This window comes from Brevibacterium linens ATCC 9172 (assembly GCF_900169165.1).
In the GTDB taxonomy this organism is placed as follows: Bacteria; Actinomycetota; Actinomycetes; order Actinomycetales; family Brevibacteriaceae; genus Brevibacterium; species Brevibacterium linens.
On the sequence record NZ_FXYY01000004.1, the window covers coordinates 201,749 to 219,916 of the forward strand.

The window sequence follows — 18,168 nt, forward strand, 5'->3', positions numbered from 1 at the left end:
AAAGCGACTGGCCAGTAGGTGTGAGCGAGCTGTGGGAGGGCAAGATCCGCTTCGGCCCGCCTACGGAGCGTACCTTCTGGCTCTCCCACCTTCGAGATCGAAGCTGAGACCCTACCTGCGAGCGGCACGCAGCCGGCGATATGCGCGACGGGCGAACTCCGTGGTTCGGCGACCTGTGCTCTCCACGCGCCGGACTGCTCGGACAGCAGGTTCGGACTCGCGCCGCTCATCACGTCGGCGGGCCTCGTCGCGTTCGGCGCGTAGGCGCTGCAACTGCGACTTCACCGCCTGCACCTCTTCGTTCGCCCGTGCCGCCTTCCGGTCCTTGAGCGCCATCACCAGCCCGTAGTTCTGGACGGCGTTGAGACGTTCGCGGACTACGCCGATGGCGTCGACGTATGGGCTGTCGATCGCTTCGGCGTGGAAGAAGCCGGGTGCTTCGGTCTCCGCCGCTCCGGGGCTGTCGCCCAGCGTCTTCGCGACGACGAAGTCCCACCACTGCTGATGCTCAGCGCGGCGCTTCTGCGACTGTGCACTCAGTCGGCCCGTGAGCTCGTCTCGGTTTCCCACCGCTCCGACGGCAGTCGACACGATGTCGTCGACCGAATCGAGCGGCAGCACGTAGTCCTCCATGCCGACGTTCTCCGCAGCTCCCCTCATGCGGATGGACGAATAGAGATTGGGTGCCAATGAGACGGAGGGAATGCCCGCGGCTCCGGCGAAGATCGCCGCGTGGTAACGGGTGCCGACGACCAGTTGGGCCTGCTCCGTCAGAGCGATGAGCTCTCGTGCGGTGAGCATCCGCGTGGGAACGACCTCGGCATGCCCGCTGGCCTGAGCGATCTTCGGGTCGGTGAGCTGGTCTCTCGTCTCCGGTGCCGGGGGCAGCGCCCCTCCGTGCGGCACAAGCAGCACCCGCAGCCCGGTAACCTCGGCGAGCCGACGAGTGAGTTCCGCCAGTCGCGCATGGTATTCGTCATCACTGAGCATCGGGGTCGAGGCCTTCTCGGCGAAGCTGGCCAGGATGAATGGACGCTCGGTCAGATCCGACACGGCAGACCGGTCCTCGTCGCGGGCTGTCAATGAGAACGCGTCGTCGACCTGACGGCGCACCGTCGCGGAACCTCGTCCGAGATCGTCGACGAGCTGGGTCGTGTAGCTTTCGCGGGTTCCGACGAACTCCGCCTCGGCGAGGAGGTCGTGGACGATGTCCCGATCCTCGTCGTAGATGAGCGGGCCGAGAGTCTGGTTGGTCAACGCATACGGTTTGCCGAGGGCACGGGCGATCTTCGCCAGGGTCGCACGCTCGTAGATGTGATGGGCGAACATCGAGTTGAGGTTGCCACCGCCCGCGATGAGGACGGCCGCGGAATTCCGGACTGCATCGACGACGTCGATCGCCGGGTCATCTGCCTTCAGCGCATTCCGATCTCCGGCAACGTAGTCGAGGATCTTCTTCATCCGAGAGGTATTGGGACGTCGGTCGCGCCTGAACCCGATGCGTCTGACAGCGTCGACGCCGTACATTTCGCTCGCGTGCTGGGGTTCACCGGCGATAAGCGTGATGGCGATATCCGCTCGGGCACGAAGCTCATCGATGGCCAGTTCCGTCATCGCCTCATCGCCGAGGTGGTAGAACTGGCTCCACCCGACATCGCCGATCATCGTAATTCTCTTCATGGGTCCCTTGTTCACTTCACGGAGTGCAGAAGTTCAATCGAATGTTCCGATCACTGTAACGACAGCGATGCGTTCGCTCGTGAACAGCGCCTGTCTCCGAGGTGAATACGTTCGCGTTCAAGCCGACGCCGAGGTCAGGCTCGGACACAGCCACTCAGAATGCGTCGAAAAAGCGGCGGCCGCCTCGGCGAGGGTGCATACGCCGATGCGTGCGAGAGTGAATGCGACAGTGGCCCGGAACGTGATGTTCCGGGCCACTGTCGTGGTCAGAGATGACTCAGTCCGAGCGAATGGCTCAGTCCTCGTCCTCCTCGTCCTTCTTCTCGACGACCAGGGTCTCGGTGGTGAGAACCAAGGCGGCGATCGAAGCGGCGTTGCGCAGCGCCGAACGGGTGACCTTGACGGGGTCGATGATTCCGGCGCCGATCAGGTCGCCGTAGTCACCGATGGCGGCGTTGTAGCCCTGGCCGGACTCGAGGTCGGTCACCTTGGCGACGACGACGTAGCCGTCCTGGCCGGCGTTGGCGGCGATCCAGCGCAGCGGCTGGACGACTCCGCGCTTGACGATCTCGACACCGGTGAGCGCGTCACCGGACAGTCCCAGGTCGTTGCCGTCGAGGACCTTCGCAGCGTGGATCAGAGCCGATCCACCGCCGGCGACGACGCCCTCTTCGATGGCGGCACGAGTAGCGGACACGGCGTCTTCGACGCGGTGCTTGCGCTCCTTGAGCTCCACCTCGGTGGCGGCGCCGACCTTGATGACAGCGACTCCGCCGGAGAGCTTGGCCAAGCGCTCCTGCAGCTTCTCGCGGTCCCAGTCGGAATCGGTGTTCTCGACCTCGGCGCGGATCTGAGCGACACGACCGGCAACAGCATCGTCGGAACCAGCACCATCGATGATGGTGGTGTTGTCCTTGGTGACGGTGATGGTGCGGGCGTTGCCGAGCTCTTCCAGGGTGACCTGGTCGAGCTTCATGCCCATGTCCGGGGTGACGACCTGGCCACCGGTGAGGACGGCGAGGTCCTCGAGGATGGCCTTTCGACGGTCACCGAAGCCGGGAGCCTTGACGGCGGCGACGTTGATGATACCCCGCAGCTTGTTGACGACCAGGGTCGACAGAGCTTCACCCTCGATGTCCTCGGCGATGATGAACAGCGGCTTGCCGGCCTGCTGCACCTTCTCGAGGACGGGCAGGAGCTCCTGGATGTTGGAGATCTTGCCCTGGTTGATGAGGATGAGCGCGTCGGAGAGCACAGCCTCCTGGCGATCGGCATCGGTCACGAAGTGCGGCGACAGGAAGCCCTTGTCGAACTGCATTCCTTCGGTGATCTCGAGTTCGACGGACGCGGCCTGCGATTCGTCGATCGTGATGACGCCGTCCTTGCCGACCTTGTCGAAGGCATCGGCGATGAGCTTGCCGATCTCGGGCGACTGAGCCGACAGACCGGCGACGTGTGCGATCTCCGAGGAGTCGGCGACGTCGCGGGCGATCGTGCCCAGCTGCTGCGAGACGGCCTCGACGGCAGTCTCGATGCCGCGCTTGAGCTGTCCGGGTGCGGCACCTGCGGCAACGTTGCGCAGTCCTTCGTTGACGAAGGCCTGAGCGAGAACGGTCGCGGTGGTGGTTCCGTCGCCGGCGATGTCGTTGGTCTTGGTGGCGACTTCCTTGGCCAGCTGTGCGCCGAGGTTCTCGTACGCATCGTCGACCTCGACCTCACGGGCGATGGTCACACCATCGTTCGTGATCGTGGGAGCGCCCCACTTCTTGTCGAGCACGACGTTGCGGCCCTTGGGTCCCAGCGTCACCTTGACGGTGTCGGCCAGGGTGTTGACACCCTTTTCGAGTGCACGACGGGCTTCGTCGTTGAATTCCAATGATTTAGGCATTCGTCCTCCTGTCAGTGAAGTGGTTGTTCAGGGGATTCAGCCGATGACGGCGAGCACGTCGCGAGCCGAGAGCACGAGGAACTCTTCGCCTGCGTACTTGACTTCGGTGCCTCCGAACTTGGAGTAGATGACCTTGTCGCCGACGGCGACGTCGACCGGCACGCGGTTGCCGTTGTCAGCAACGCGGCCCGGGCCCACTGCGACAACTTCGCCTTCCTGAGGCTTCTCCTTGGCGGTTTCGGGAATGACCAGACCACTGGCGGTAGTCTGTTCTGCTTCGACCTGACGGATGACAATCCGATCTTCGAGTGGCTTGATGGAGACCGACATATCGGGCCCTCTCCCTTCGCTGGGTTCTATTTCATCGAGTCAGACGGCGGCTGCTGCCATGAACCTCTCGTCGTCGCGGGTGCCGAGCGATTCGACCGTCTCATGAAACTGGCACTCAATGAGTGCTAGTGCTAATTCTGACTCTAGAACGCTCTTAGCACTCGGTCAACTTGAGTGCCAGCAATTCGTCATACTCTGGGCGAAAGTTCAGTTCGGGGGCTGCGCGGGGGGTGGCACCGGTGTGGACTTCCGTTGGCACCGGTGTCGAGTTCCGGTCGATCCGTGCGGGAATGCGCGGGCCTTTCCAACACGGATCGTCCGCAACTCGCACCTCTACCCTGCCCCGACGGGCACGAAAGAGCGTGGGCCCCGAGGATTCTCCCTCGGGGCCCACGCTCCTTGCTGACCGCCTCAGCTCAGTTGTCGATATCTGTTGTCAATGGCGGCCAGAGTTCAATGCCGTCAGGTGCCCAGTCGGCACCCCGGCTCCGATCTCAGATCAGGCGCAGGCCCACTGTCCCCAGCCGGCTGCGGCCTGGAGCTTCTTGGCGCGCTCGAACTGCTCCCGCGGGCTGGCATCGATCGGGTTGCCGCTGCCGCCCATGGACTGCCAGGTGGCGAGCTTGAACTGGAACAGACCGAAGTGCGCGCGGTTCGACTGGTTCACCGCACGAGGGTTGAAGTTCGATTCGCACTTGGCGACCTGGTACCACTTGGATCCGGGTCCACCGAGCATGGCCTTGATCTCTGCGGTGCTCATGTCGCCGCCTCCGGAGCCGGAGCCGCCGCCGGTGCTCGAGTCGCCGCCGGTGCTCGAGTCGCCGCCGGTGCTCGAGTCGCCGCCGGTGCTCGAGTCGCCCGAACCGGAATCGCCGGAGTCGCCCGAACCGGAATCGCCGGAGTCACCAGAGTCGGAGCCGCCGGTGTCCGCCGGTTCTTCCTTCTTCTTGGTGCCCTGGATGACGACCTTGGCCTTGGGTTCGGAGAGGACCTTCTCGTCCTTCTTCTCTTTCTTGACCTCTTCGCCGTTGATCGTCTTGACCTTGTAGGTGACCTGCTTCTCGCCGTCCTTGCCTTCGGTCTCGACCTTGGTCTCACCCTCATACAGGGAGTCGGATTTCTTGGTCTCGACCTTGGCCTTGATGGTCTGCTTGTCTTTGACGGTGTCGTTCTTCACGCGGTTGACGGTGAGCACCTGGCCGTCGGAGACCTCGGCGGACATCGGCACGGACAGGAAGTCGTCCTCATCCAGCTTGACGCCCGTGTCCTTAAGCGCCTCCTTGGCGGTGCCCACCGCGGCCGAGACCTTGTGGTCCTTGCCGTCGGCGACGACGGTGAGGTTCTTCGACGTGGTCACCTCGATATCGTTGCCCTCGTCCTTCAGCCGCTGGCCGGCCTTCGCGTTGAGGTCGGCGCCCTTCGCGTCGACGCCGAGGTCGGCCAGAGCCTGACCCACGGTGTTCGCATTGGTCCATTCGTCGGATTCCTTGCCATCGACGGACAGCGCCACCTTCTTCGCCGTGTTGACGGTGATCGTCATGTCACGGTCGACCTCGGTGCCCACACCGGGCTTGACCTGGTCGCGCTTACCGACATCGATCTCATGGCTGTCGAGGATGTCCCCGACCGTTCCACCGAAGGTCCGGATCTCCTCGGCCTGCCCGTTGACCTCCAAGGTCACAGGCTTGTTCATGGTCACAACTGCGCCCGTGCCACCGACGAGTCCGGTGATCACGACCGCCTGTGCAGCGATCTGAACCTTGCGGTTCTTCAGAAAATCAATCACAAAAATATCCCTGAGCAGAGTTTATCGACCCGTTCACTGTAACCGATTCGTTACACGGTTCGCAAAATATCACGGAAATGTAACGGTGTGAGTTTCCTGAGGGCGTGTCTGACCTGGAGTTCCCCGTGGTTCCGGGGCATTCCCGATCGTGATATTTCCTCGCCGAGGCGGCACCACGTCCCGTTACCTCGCTCACAGAACGACGGGGCGGAGTCCGGCCCAGGTGCGGCTGTGCGCCATCCGGCCGGGTGCCGATTCACGCTTGCCGCGGGTTGGGTCCCAGTCCCGACCCCTCGCGCGCCGAGGTCCAGTCCCCGCTTCCCCCGGGTCCGGCTCAGTCCCAGCTGCCGAGGGCCCGCTCGGCGTTGCTCCACACGGCAGCGCACAGATCCTCTTCGCTCATTCCGCGCACCTCGGCGAGTTTCCGCGCCGTGATCGCCGTGAGGTAGGGACCGCCCGGCTTCCCCCGGTGCGGGTGCGGGGTGAGGAAGGGTGCGTCGGTCTCCGTCAGCAGCAGCTCCAGTGGAGCAGCCGCCGCGGCCCGCCGCAGTTCGTCGGCGTTCTTGAACGTGAGGTTGCCGGCGAAGGACATGTAGTAGCCTTCCGCGGCGCATTCGCGGGCCATTGCCTCGTCACCGGAGTAGCAGTGGAAGATCGTGACCTCGGGGGCGCCTTCCTCCTTGAGGATGCGCAGCACATCGGCGTGTGCCTCCCGGTCGTGGATCTGCAGTGCACGTCCCGTGCGCTTGGCGATCTCGATATGGGCACGGAAGGAGCGCTGCTGTTCGGCGACGCCCTCCTCAGCTGTGCGGAAGTAGTCGAGACCGGTCTCCCCCACCACACGCATGCGCTCGTGCGAGGACACGAGCGATTCGATCTCGGTGAGCGCGTCGTCTAGCAGGCCATGTTCGGCCAGCCGCGGTGCCTCGTTGGGGTGCAGGGCGGCTCCGCCGATCATCCACGTCCGCCCCTCAGCAGGAGGGGCGGGCACTGTACGGGGGTCGGCCGCCTCGGCGGGGGAACCCACCTGCGTGACCGCCTCGGCGGGGGTGGCTGAGAATTGGGACGCCACGAGCGCTGTCGTCCACCGGGCTGCCGGCAGGTCGCAGCCGATCTGGACGATGCGACGGACCCCAGCCTCGGCGGCGGTGTCATGGAAGAAATCCAGCGTCGGGAACTCTTCGTCCGTCTCCGGGGTCACCTCGGGTTCGGGTTCGCCGGCGCCCAACGGCAGCCGCACACCCGTGCAGATGTCGAGGTGGGTGTGGGTGTCGACGATGGGATGAGCGAGCGGTTCGGGCACCGGTGGATAGGTTCCGGCGGCGCGCGAGGCCATTATTCGGTCTCCTCCACGAACTTCGGGAACACGGGTTCGGGCTTCGGCAGGGGTGTGCCCGGCTCGAGCGGGAACCCGACGGCCGCGAACGACCGGGGATCCGCCTCGGCGGCGGCGATGCCATCGGCAGCGGCCTCGGCGACATTCGGCGCCAGGGCGGCCGAAGCGTAGGCGGCACCGGCGGCGACACCGATGCCCGCACCCGCGGATACGGCTCCCATCGCCTCGGCGCCGGATCCGGAATCGACGGCGGTCGGCAGGACCTTCGCACCGGCCTCACCGACGCCTTCGGGCACACCGAGGAGGTCGAGGATCTTGCCCGCAGAATCGGGCATGACCGGCTGGATGAGGATGGAGATGATGCGCACGACCTCGATCGTCACCCACAGCACGGTGGCCATGCGATCAGGCTCGGTCTTCTTCAGCTTCCACGGCTCCTGCGCGGAGAAGTAGCGGTTGGCCTCGGACAGCACCTTCCAGCAGGCCTCGACGTAGAGGTGGAGAGCCTGGGTGTCGACGTGACGTCGGGCGGTCTCCGGTACGGCCCGGGCGAGGGCGAGGAGCTTTTCATCTGCCTCGCTGAGTTCGCCTGGCTGCGGCACCTGGGCGTCGCAGTTCTTCTGGATCATCGACAGCGAACGCTGGGCGAGGTTGCCGTATTCGTTGGCGAGGTCGGAGTTCTTCCGGGTGATGATCGAGTCCTTCGTGTACGAACCGTCGTGGCCGTAGGAGAACTCACGGAAGAGGAAGAAGCGCAGGGTGTCCAGGCCGAAGGCGTCGACGAGGTCGAGGGGGTCGACGACGTTGCCGACGGACTTCGACATCTTCTCACCGGAGTTGAAGAGGAAGCCGTGGGCGTGGACGCGCCCCGGCAGCTCGATGCCGGCGCTCATGAGGAACGCGGGCCAGTAGACCGAGTGGAAGCGGATGATGTCCTTGCCGATGATGTGGACGTCTGCGGGCCACCACTTCGCGAACTTCTCGTCGTCGTCCGGGAAACCGGCGGCGGTGATGTAGTTCGTCAGGGCGTCGATCCACACGTACATCACGTGCTTGTCGTTGCCGGGCACCGGCACGCCCCAGTCGAAGGTGGTGCGGGAGACGGAGAGGTCCTTGAGCCCGGAGGAGACGAACGAGGCGATCTCGTTGCGGCGGGAGTCCGGGCCGATGAACTCGGGGTGGTTCTTATACAGCTCGAGCAGCTTGTCCTGGTACTTCGAGAGGCGGAAGAAGTAGGACTCCTCTTCGGTCCAGGTCACCTCGGTGCGGGTTTCCTTGGACAGGCGGACGCCGTCGACGACTTCGGTTTCGTCGTCGGTGTAGAAGGCCTCGTCGCGCACGGAGTACCAGCCGGAGTACGTGTCGAGGTAGATGTCGCCGGCCTCTTCGAGCTTGCGCCAGATGGCCTGCGACGCAGTGTAGTGGTCGTCGTCGGTGGTGCGGATGAAACGGTCGAAGGTCGAGCCGAGGGCGAGTTGGGTGTCGCGGAAGTTCTTCGCGTTGTCGTCAGCGAGTTGCTTGGGGGTGATACCGAGCTTGTTCGCCGCCTGCAGCATCTTCAGTCCGTGCTCGTCCGTGCCGGTGCAGAAGAAGACATCATGATTGTCCAGTCGCTTGAACCGGGCGATCGTGTCGGCCGCAATGTACTCATAGGCATGCCCGATGTGAATGGCCCCGTTGGGGTAGGCAATCGCTGTCGTCAAGTAGTAACCCATAGGGAACTCAGTCTAAGGGACGCGGTGCGGCGGGCGCGCATGGGCGGGTGCGGGACCTTCGACCGCGAAAGCACCGTTTGAGTCGAATAGCCCCTGTTTGAACACGTGCTGTGCGCCTCAAACCGTGTAGCCGCCGCTCTCGACTCCGCTGACAGCACTGCGCGGCTCCGTACGACGGGAGGAGGAGACACCGAGAGACGGAGTCAGCGAACAAGCCTATTGCGGCACCGCCCACGGAGCTCAGGAGCCTGGTGGAACAGTTTCTCACCGAACTGCTTCGGCGACTGGACCTCATTGAACTTGAAGCGCACTACTTTGTAACCCATCGCCAGCAGACGATTGTGCTGCCGGCTCTCCTTGTTCATGAGGTCGAAGCCTCCATCGACATATTTCTGAGATCCGTCCACATAGAGAGCTACCTGGTCCTCACGGAGAAGGAAATCGAGTCTCGTCAGCAGACGACCCCCGTCGAGGATTTCGATCTGTTGGGCAAAGTCACTCAGTCCGAGCAGATGCAGATTGAACGCCGCTCGGCTTTCCGCGTAGCTTTCGGAAAGGGGCGACGCAAGCCTTGCCAGCGTGGACGCAACCTTCTTTCCTTTGGCCAGACGTATGATCGGCTCCAGAAAGAGGTCGATCTGCATTTGGGGAACATCGCCGAGCAGAGTGGGCGGATACCCGAGTCTGAAAATGAGGTCCTCGTCGCCGCCGAGCATACGGCGACGGAGCACTTGTTCCATCGCTGCGAATCCGGCAGCGTTTCCGAGTTCGCTTCGAAGGTCCAGCGCAGTGCGAACCGGGGTCGTCACCCGCAGCCCGGCAACAGTGCAGATGTCTTCCGCCGCGATCGTCCTGCGCCGACGCACCAGTTCACTGGTCCGCGTGCTCGCCGCCGGATGGAACACCGACACTGGCTGATCCGGCTCGTTGAACATCCCGATCCGGTGTAATCGCGCAGCTGAGACTCCGCATACGATGTCATCCGGGCGAAAGTGCGGATAGTGGATGATCTGCAGGCGTTTCAGATGTTCTTCATACCTGCGCGCCTGATCAGGTTCTCTGGTCAGGCCCGCTTCGTGTTGCTCAAGCCAGGCGATGTCCGTCGCGAAAACGGAGAACCGCTGGTGTGAGCTGACATTGCACCGTCGGATCACCGAATACACGCCTCGAGACAGCTTCTTCAGGCAGCAGTCCAACGCTCCTCTGATATCCGTCGTTGAGATTCCGACGTTCCGCAGGTCCTGAAAGTAAACGACATTGCTCTTCATGTCGCCACCATGTCGACATGCTGTCAGCGGCGACAAGACCCGATTCGAAGACTGTGGATACGACCCGAACGTCCACATGCGCAGGGTGGCTCAGTGAAGGTCGGATCAACAGCACGCTGAGCACGAGTCGCAACGCTGTTCCACTGCCCCTCACCGTCGGAATCGGTGGCTATTGACGCTGACGGCCCGGTTTGAGTCGAAAAGCACCTGTTTGAAACCGTGCTTTCTGACTCTAGGTGTGCCGCAGCAATCCACAACGGAAAACGTTCAAGTCACGGCCACGCTCGCCCACGTCACTCGCGGTGGAGCCAGGCCTCGTAGACATCGCGCTTGGACAGGCCGAACTTCTTCGCCACCTGCCCGGCCGCATCCTTGGCACGTACTCCGGAGTCGACCAGTGCGCTGACCTCGCCGAGGTGGTCCTCCGGAGCCGTTTCGACCTCGGTGGCGCCGGCGAGCACAAGGGTCAGCTCCCCGCGCAGTCCTCCAGCGGCCCGATCGCGCAGTGAACCGACGGTTCCGCGCAGAGTCTCCTCGTAGGTCTTCGTCAGCTCACGGCTGATGGCCATGGGCCGGTCGGCGCCGATGATCTCGGCGAAGTCGTCCATCGCATCGGCGATGCGGTGCGGACTTTCGAAGAAGACCACCGTCCGCTTCTCGGCCTTGAGCTCGGTCAGCAGGGTCTTGCGCTGCCCGGACTTGCGCGGCAGGAACCCTTCGAAGCTGAACCGATCGCTCGGCAGTCCCGAGACCGCGAGTGCCATGAGCACCGCGGACGGCCCCGGTGTCGAGGTGATCGGAAGTCCTGCCTCGGCGCAGGCCCTGACCACGCGGTAGCCGGGGTCGGATACGGCGGGCATTCCCGCGTCGGAGAGCAGAACAACGGTCTCACCAGCGGCGATGATGTCGACGAGTTCGGGGGCGCGGTGGCCCTCGTTGTGGTCGAAGACGCTGATGACACGCTTCGTGTGCGTGAGGTTGAGCCGCTGCGCGAGCGATAGGAACCGACGCGTGTCCTCGGCGGCGATGACATCGGCAGTTTCGATGGCCTCCCGCATCCGCGGGCTCGCATCGCCGAGGTTGCCGATCGGAGTCCCGACCAGGATCAGTCGGCCGCCGGTGAGGTTCGGACCGAATCTTGGCCCCGCGTCATCGGTCAGGTCGATGTCGTCGGACGGCGCCGCCTCGGCGAGGTTGTCGTCGGCTCCGTGGCCGGCCGCCTCCGTGGGGTCCTCGTCTGAGGCCGGATCCGCGTCTGAGGTGAACTCAGAGTTCGGATTCGAGGAATCCTCGGTCACGAAGCCCCTTCAGCAGCGAAGATCAGCGCGAACATCCCGAGGTAGAGGAGGATCATGAAGACCCAGAAGAGGATCCAGAGGATGGTGCCGATGTAGCCGACCCACAGAGCCGCGATCGCCATGCCGTCGCCGCGCTCACCGCGTTCCTTGATCTGCTTGCGGGCGATGTGGCCCATGATGATGCCGGCGATGCCGCCGATGAAGACCGACGAGATGACACCGAAGATCGAGGCGCACATGCCGACGATAGCCAGCACGTTCGTCGGCGGAAGCTGCTGGTACACATAACCGGGACCGCCGGCGTACTGCGCATTGGCCGCGTAGGCGTTGTTCTGGCTGTACGACTGGGCACTGTATGAGCTGCCCGCGTTCGACTGGGGCTGCTGGTAGTACATGTCCGGATTGTTCCAGTTGTTCTGGCTGCTCATAGCGAAGTCTCCTTGTGGTTGCCTTCAACGGTACAGAGTCGTCGGTGGCGGCAAAAGGTGGGGCGGTTACAGGTCAATCACAGTTGGGGATGCGGGCCGTGGGATGGGGTGCCGGTTCTGCCTTGCCGGGGCGGGCTCCCCCGAAGGGTTGCGGCATCAGCTGACGGTTCCTCCTCCGGCGGTGATCGCCGCGCCGATCATGAGGGCGATGACGCCGAAGTAGATCAGCCAGAACGCAACCCAGAAGAGCACGCTCAGGTAGCTCAACCACAGCCCGGCGACGGCCATTCCGTTGCCGCGTTCACCGCGAGCTTTGATCTGCGAGCGGGCTATATGGCCGAAGATGATGCCGACGATGCCGAGGAGGAAGAACGTGGAGATGATCGAGATGAGGCCGAGCACCAGCGCGACGATCGACGAGGAGTTCGTCGGCGCCACCTGTTGGTAGACGACGACCGGAGCCCGATTTCCGTAGGTCACCGGCGCCTGAACCAAGGCAGGCGCGTGGACCGGTGCGGGCGAGTGAACCGGTGCGGGCGAATGGACCGGTGCGGGCGAATGGACCGCGACGGGGGCGTGGACCGAACCGTTCGATCCGGTGCAGGTGTTCCCGAGGGGCAGTACGCGAGTGTTCATGTCCGTTCCGTTCCGCTGGCTGTCGTTGATCGTCAGGTCTGTTCCGGGCCGTCTTCAACGGTTGGCCCGATGTCTGAGATCAACGCTACCCACGTGCGGCGAGCGCGGTGGCCGAATCGTGTTGCAGTCCTGCACCACGCGTTGCAGAACACCCCCGACGTCAAGGTCAACAGTTCCGCCCTTGACGGCGACCCGGTCAGCTGCCCGCAACCGCACCTAAAATGGCGAAGAAGCTGACTCCGAAGATTCCGACGATGACGAGAGGCACCACCAGTGCGAGCCCGATAGTCACATAGCCGATCACAAGTCCGGCAATGCCCTGTCCGCGGCCTTCTTGGCCCGTGCGTTTAATCTGAGACAACCCTATGTGTCCAAAAATTACGGCAAGAATCGGGGCAACCCCGATGATCATCGCCAATACGACGAAGATGAACGCGATGAGAGGAAGGATAGAAGTCAGTACAGCCAGCAGAATACAGATTAATTCGCCGACGACACCGATGATTCCCATCCACATTGACCACACGGCCATTCCATTCGACGCGGACCGAACCATCACCGGCGGTGCACCATACGTCACCGGCTGGCTGTAACCGCCCTGTTGAACGTAGCCATTGTATGAGTTGGGCTGGCTATAACCAGCCAGCTGGTTATTTGTTCCCGATTGACCGTAGGCCCTCGGCTGACTATATCCAGCCTGCCCCGAACCGTACTGGCCCGCGCCGGATCCATACTGACCGGACTGTCCCTGACCGTACTGCGGCTGGGATCCGTAGTTGTTGTTGAACTGCTGCGAGCCGACCTGGGGAGGGTCGCTCGGGCGGTAGTTGGGGTTGTTCGACACGTTGTGCACCATTCGCTCTGACTCCGGCTGTCTCCCACTACTCTAGTGATGCGCAGTGGCGAATGCCCAAGAATCCTGCTCAAGGTGCCGAACCTCATGCCCGGCCCGACTGCCCGTCAACAACCGCTGCCGTTCCTGCGGGTCGCATGAGAACCCCGCCCGCCGAGATCTCTAAACTGGACTCCGATGACACACACCGCAGACTCCCCGGCCCCCACCCGGCGCATCGCCCGCGAGCGCCTGGCGAGGAAACGCGAAAAGGTGCGTGCCGGCGCCGCTGCGATGCGCCGCGAAACCTTCCACGCCGGCATGTGGGCCACCCGCGCACCGCTGTGGATGTGGCCCGCCCTGCTCGTCATCACCGGAATCGGTGCGGCCCTGCGCTTCTTCCGCCTCGACTTCCCGCACCGCCTGATCTTCGACGAGACCTACTACGTCAAGGACGGCTACTCGGTCTTCAACTTCGGCTACGAACGCTCCTGGCCCGAGAACGCCGACGATTCCTTCAACGCCGGCGACCCCAGCGTCATCGAGCCCACCCCCGAATACGTCGTCCACCCACCCCTGGGCAAATGGCTCATCGGGTGGGGCATCGACGTCTTCGGCGCCGACGATTCATTCGGCTGGCGCTTCACCGTGGCGATCATCGGCACCCTGACGATCTTCTTCCTCGGCGTCATCGCGTGGAAGCTCTTCCGTTCGGCATTCTTCGCCTGCGTCGCGGCCGGCCTGCTCGCCATCGACGGCGAGCACTTCGTCCACTCCCGCACGAGCCTGCTCGACATCGTGCTCATGGCCTTCGTCCTCCTCGCCTTCTTCTTCATCCTCCTCGACCGCGAGCAGGTGACGAAGCGCCTGGCCAGCTGGACCCAGCGCACCGCGGAGATCGACAGCTTCGCACCGGCCCTCCCACAGCAGAATCCAGATCCCCTCGCCGAGGCGGCCGCCACTCCCCCACCGACCACCGCCGAGGCGGCCGTCTCCACCTCATCCTCCCCATCAAAGGTTCCCCGAACCTTCCCGCCCGAACTCAGTGAGTCGATCTCCGCCGCCCCCGTCACCGAGGCGGCCCCGCCCACCGCAGCCGCCCGACGTCGGCGTCGGCGTCGGACCAGGTCAAGGGACGTGATCAACTTCGGGCCCCGCCTCGGCGCGCGTCCCTGGATCTTCGCGGCAGGGATCAGCCTCGGCCTGGCTACGGGAGTGAAGTGGTCGGGTCTGTATGCGCTGGCGGTGTTCGGGATTCTGCTCGTGCTGTGGGATGTGCATTCGCGGTCTCGGGCCGGGGTTGTGCATCCGTGGCTGGGGATGCTCATCCGCGACAGCATCCCGTCGTTCTGCAAGCTCGTGCCGATCGCGCTCGTGACCTATGTGGCGTGCTGGACGGGGTGGATCCGGTCGGATGACGCGTGGGACAGGCAGTGGGCTGCGGAGAATTTCGGCTGGTGGAGTGCGCTGCCGAAGTGGTTGGACTGGCTGCCGTCGTTGGCGCACTACCACTACACGGCGTACTCGTTCCACGTCGGGCTGGACTCGGAACATCCGTACATGTCGAACCCGTGGGGTTGGATCGTGCAGTGGCGGCCGACGTCGTTCTACTACGAGTCCTACGACAAGGGCGATATGGGGTGCACGGTCGCGAAGTGCTCGTCGGCGATCACCTCGGTGGGCAACCCTGTGGTCTGGGGCTTGGCCGCGTTGGCTGTGCTCGTCTGCCTCGTCGTGTGGATCATCCGCCGCGACGTCCGCCCGGCCGTCATCCTCGCCGGCCTCGCCGCGACCTGGCTGCCGTGGTTCGCCTACCAGGAGCGGACGATCTTCACCTTCTACACCATCGTCATGGTGCCCTTCGTCGTGTTGGCCGTGACCTACTGTCTGACTCTGGTGTGGGGCCGGGTGCCTGTGAATGGTCGAGCGCCCGCTCATGGTCGAGCGCCCGGGGGCGGGCAAGCGAACGTGACCGGGCACGCGGCCGAGCACCGAGGCGATCCGCCGCCTGCTGGCCGTGGGCCGTCGGCGTCGGCATCGGCGGCGGCCGACCGAACGCCGTCGGCGCCCGCGGCGTCGGCGGCCGACCGAACGCCGTCGGCGCCCGCGGCGTCGGCGGCCGACCGAACGCCGGCAGGGTCCGCGGCGAAGCAGCGATTCGCACGGATCTCCGCGGCTCTGTTTGCCAGGCGGCTGAGCGTCGGCCTGTTCCTCGTCGCGGCGATCCTCGCATTCGCCTACTTCTGGCCCATCTACACCGGCGAGGTCATCCCGTTCTCGGCCTGGAACAACCGTATGTGGAACATCACCTGGCGCTGAGTCGCTGACGTCGGCGCGCACCTGCGCCCCCCGCACTGGCGCAGCCACACCACGCCGCTGACAGCTGCGCGCCGAGCGTCAGCGGCTTTTGTCCCGAGCGTCATCGACTTTTGTTCCACTCGTCATCGACTTTTGATCAGATACTCATGTTCGAACCGGATTATCCGTCCAAAAGTCGATGAGACCTTTTCGCGCACCTGCACAAAAGTCGATGAGGCGCCCACCGGCTCTGTCCGCTCAGCACCCACCGCCCGCGGCCCGCCGGCACATCCGTCACAGGTTCGCCATCGCAGGGTCGCCTCGGCGACATGGCGTGTTCACCTTGAGGTAACACCCCGTCGTTAGCGTCAGATTATTGTGAATGACCATTCGACGACCTACGAGCCCAACGCAGCCGAGTTTCAGTCAGAAATGAAGCCGGCTGCGCGCACCACCGTGGCCGCGAACCAGACGGCAGAAAGCACCACCCCACCGGTAGCCACCACCTCCCCCACTCCCCACCGCACAGTCGCCATCATCCCCGCGCGCGGAGGGTCCAAGGGCATTCCGCTGAAGAACCTGCAGAAGGTCGCCGGAATCTCGCTGCTCGCCCGCGCCATCAACGCCGCCCAGGCCAGCCCGAGCATCGATCGCGTGATCGTCTCGACCGACCACGACGGAATCGCCGCCGAAGCCCTGCGCGCCGGCGCCGAGGTGGCCCACCGTCCCGCCGAGATCGCCGGCGACACCGCCACCAGCGAATCCGCGCTCATCCACACCCTGTCGACCCTCGACGAGGACTTCGACATCACCGTGTTCATGCAGTGCACCTCGCCGTTCATCGACTCCGCCTCGATCGAGAACGCAGTGCGCACGGTCCGTGACGACCACGCCGATGTCGTCTTCTCCGCCGTCGAAGACCACTCCTTCCTCTGGCGCCTCGACGACGACACCCGGGCCGTGGCCGTCGGACACGAGGCCAGCTTCCGTCCGCGCCGCCAGGACCGTGCCAAGCACTTCAACGAAACCGGCGCGTTCTACGTCATGCGCACCTCCGGCCTCATCGAACACGAGCACCGCTTCTTCGGCCGCATCGGCATCGAGGAGGTCCCGCCCGAACACGCCCGCGAGATCGACGACATGTCCGACCTCACCCTCGTCCGCGCCATCGCCTCGACTCAGGAGACCGCCCAGGTCATCGACGTCGACGCTCTGGTCACCGACTTCGACGGCGTCCACACCGACGACGGCGCCTATGTCGACGAGGACGGAAACGAACAGGTTCGCGTCCACCGCGGCGACGGCATGGGCGTCTCCCGCCTCGTGAAGTCCGGGGTGCCCGTGATGATCCTGTCGAAGGAACGCAACCCGGTCGTCACCCGCCGAGCGGAGAAGCTGCGCGTCGACGTCGCCCAGGGCATCGACGACAAGGCCGGCGTCCTCGCCGCGTGGATCACCGCCAACGACCTCGACCCGGCTCGCGTGGCCTACGTCGGCAACGACATCAACGACCTCGAGGCCTTCGACGTCGTCGGCTGGCCCGTCGCCGTCGCCGACGCTCATCCACGGGTCCTCGCCGCCGCCCGCGTCATCCTCGACCGACCGGGCGGACGGGGTGCGGTGCGTGAGGTCTGCGACCTCATTCCCATCCCCGCCGAGGCGGCCGACCCCCTTCCGAATCCGACCCTGACCTCACTGCGGCAGCAGCCGCAGTTCACCCACCGCGCGGAGAATTCGCGTGCCAACCGAAAGCAGGTTTCATGACTGATCAACTCGCCCGCGTGGCCATCGGAGAGCACCTCGTCGGCCCGAACCAGCCCGTGTACATGATCGGTGAGATCGGCATCAACCACAACGGCGACGTCGACATCGCCAAGCAGCTCATGGATGTCGCCGTCACCGCCGGTGCGCAGGCAGTGAAGTTCCAGAAGCGCAACCCCGAGGTGGCCGTCCCCGAACACCAGAAGTCGAAGATGCGCTCGACCCCGTGGGGCGAGATGACCTACATCGACTACAAGCACCGCGTCGAGTTCGGCATCGACGAGTACACCGAGATCGACCGCTATGCCAAGGAAGTCGGACTCCAGTGGTTCGCCTCCCCGTGGGACACCGACTCCGTCGACTTCCTCGAGACCGAATTCGATGCCCTGACCTGTAAGGTCGCCTCGGCCTCGCTGACGGACTTCGAACTGCTGCGCGCGATCGCCGCCACCGGCAAGCCCGTCCTGTGCTCCTCGGGCATGTCCGACTGGGAGACTCTGGACAAGGCCGTCGAGGTCTTCGACCGTGACAAGCTCGTTCTCATGCACGCCACCTCCACGTACCCACTGCCTCCCGAAGAGGTCAACCTCACGGCGATCCCGGCCATGCGCGAACGCTACGGAGTTCCCGTCGGCTACTCCGGGCACGAGCTCGGCCTCGAGATCTCGTTCGCTGCCGCCGCTCTGGGCGCCGTGACCATCGAACGTCACATCACCCTGGACTCCTCGATGTGGGGATCCGACCAGTCCGCATCGATGGAACCACGCGAATTCGCCTCCCTCGTCAAGGGCGTCCGCGTCCTCGAATCCGCGTTCGGCGACGGAGTCAAGCGCGTCATGCCGGGCGAGGAGTCGAAGATCGATTCGCTGCGCAAGGTCACGGCCTGAGCAATCGGCGAAGCCACCTCGGCGA

The 18,168-nt window shown here is 64.4% G+C and carries 14 protein-coding genes; 3 read left to right on the forward strand and 11 right to left on the reverse strand.

Translation table 11 applies throughout. The features are described from left to right. Positions 1-111 precede the first annotated feature (111 nt). From BLIN9172_RS05595 to BLIN9172_RS05645, 11 genes are all read right to left on the reverse strand, one after another. Complete coding sequence (locus tag BLIN9172_RS05595; RefSeq protein ID WP_101554163.1) at positions 112-1,680, reverse strand: polysaccharide pyruvyl transferase family protein; 1,569 nt, start codon at positions 1,678-1,680, stop codon at positions 112-114. 295 nt (positions 1,681-1,975) lie between these two features. Beyond that, entirely contained in the window at positions 1,976-3,568 is a 1,593-nt protein-coding gene (gene groL, locus BLIN9172_RS05600) for a chaperonin GroEL (RefSeq protein ID WP_101554164.1), read from the reverse strand. Between the two features lie 36 nt (positions 3,569-3,604). After that, positions 3,605-3,898, reverse strand: coding sequence for a co-chaperone GroES (gene groES, locus BLIN9172_RS05605; protein ID WP_025778277.1), 294 nt, complete (start codon positions 3,896-3,898; stop codon positions 3,605-3,607). A gap of 499 nt (positions 3,899-4,397) precedes the next feature. Beyond that, on the reverse strand, positions 4,398-5,684 hold the full coding sequence (locus tag BLIN9172_RS05610) for a resuscitation-promoting factor (RefSeq protein WP_101554165.1): 1,287 nt from the start codon (positions 5,682-5,684) through the stop codon (positions 4,398-4,400). A 334-nt stretch (positions 5,685-6,018) separates the two neighbouring features. Beyond that, positions 6,019-7,020 carry a TatD family hydrolase gene (locus BLIN9172_RS05615; protein ID WP_101554166.1) on the reverse strand — a complete coding sequence of 334 codons (1,002 nt, stop codon included), beginning with the start codon at positions 7,018-7,020 and terminating at the stop codon, positions 6,019-6,021. Beyond that, positions 7,020-8,735 (reverse strand): methionine--tRNA ligase, encoded by a 1,716-nt coding sequence (gene metG / locus BLIN9172_RS05620; RefSeq protein WP_101554167.1) that lies wholly within the window; start codon positions 8,733-8,735, stop codon positions 7,020-7,022. Before metG ends, BLIN9172_RS05615 begins: the two co-directional genes overlap by 1 nt. Before the next feature lie 203 nt (positions 8,736-8,938). After that, positions 8,939-10,003 carry a type IV toxin-antitoxin system AbiEi family antitoxin gene (locus BLIN9172_RS05625; protein ID WP_101554168.1) on the reverse strand — a complete coding sequence of 355 codons (1,065 nt, stop codon included), beginning with the start codon at positions 10,001-10,003 and terminating at the stop codon, positions 8,939-8,941. A 293-nt stretch (positions 10,004-10,296) separates the two neighbouring features. Further along, a complete protein-coding gene (rsmI, locus tag BLIN9172_RS05630; RefSeq protein ID WP_101554203.1) occupies positions 10,297-11,169 on the reverse strand; it encodes a 16S rRNA (cytidine(1402)-2'-O)-methyltransferase in 873 nt (290 codons plus the stop codon). A gap of 128 nt (positions 11,170-11,297) precedes the next feature. Then, positions 11,298-11,729: a DUF4190 domain-containing protein gene (locus BLIN9172_RS05635; protein WP_101554169.1), complete on the reverse strand. Its 432-nt coding sequence runs from the start codon at positions 11,727-11,729 to the stop codon at positions 11,298-11,300. 156 nt (positions 11,730-11,885) lie between these two features. Next, entirely contained in the window at positions 11,886-12,365 is a 480-nt protein-coding gene (locus tag BLIN9172_RS05640; RefSeq protein ID WP_101554170.1) for a DUF4190 domain-containing protein, read from the reverse strand. Positions 12,366-12,561: 196 nt separating this feature from the next. After that, complete coding sequence (locus BLIN9172_RS05645) at positions 12,562-13,209, reverse strand: DUF4190 domain-containing protein (RefSeq protein ID WP_240518009.1); 648 nt, start codon at positions 13,207-13,209, stop codon at positions 12,562-12,564. A 186-nt stretch (positions 13,210-13,395) separates the two neighbouring features. Between BLIN9172_RS05645 and BLIN9172_RS18440 the strand changes: the two genes are divergently transcribed. From BLIN9172_RS18440 to BLIN9172_RS05665, 3 genes are all read left to right on the forward strand, one after another. After that, the gene (locus BLIN9172_RS18440) at positions 13,396-15,516 is read left to right on the forward strand and encodes a dolichyl-phosphate-mannose--protein mannosyltransferase (protein WP_257904156.1); all 2,121 of its coding nucleotides are present in this window, start codon (positions 13,396-13,398) and stop codon (positions 15,514-15,516) included. 357 nt (positions 15,517-15,873) lie between these two features. Next, the gene (locus BLIN9172_RS05660; protein ID WP_240812009.1) at positions 15,874-17,259 is read left to right on the forward strand and encodes an acylneuraminate cytidylyltransferase; all 1,386 of its coding nucleotides are present in this window, start codon (positions 15,874-15,876) and stop codon (positions 17,257-17,259) included. After that, positions 17,256-18,143: an N-acetylneuraminate synthase family protein gene (locus tag BLIN9172_RS05665; RefSeq protein WP_101554171.1), complete on the forward strand. Its 888-nt coding sequence runs from the start codon at positions 17,256-17,258 to the stop codon at positions 18,141-18,143. Before BLIN9172_RS05660 ends, BLIN9172_RS05665 begins: the two co-directional genes overlap by 4 nt. Positions 18,144-18,168: the final 25 nt, after the last annotated feature.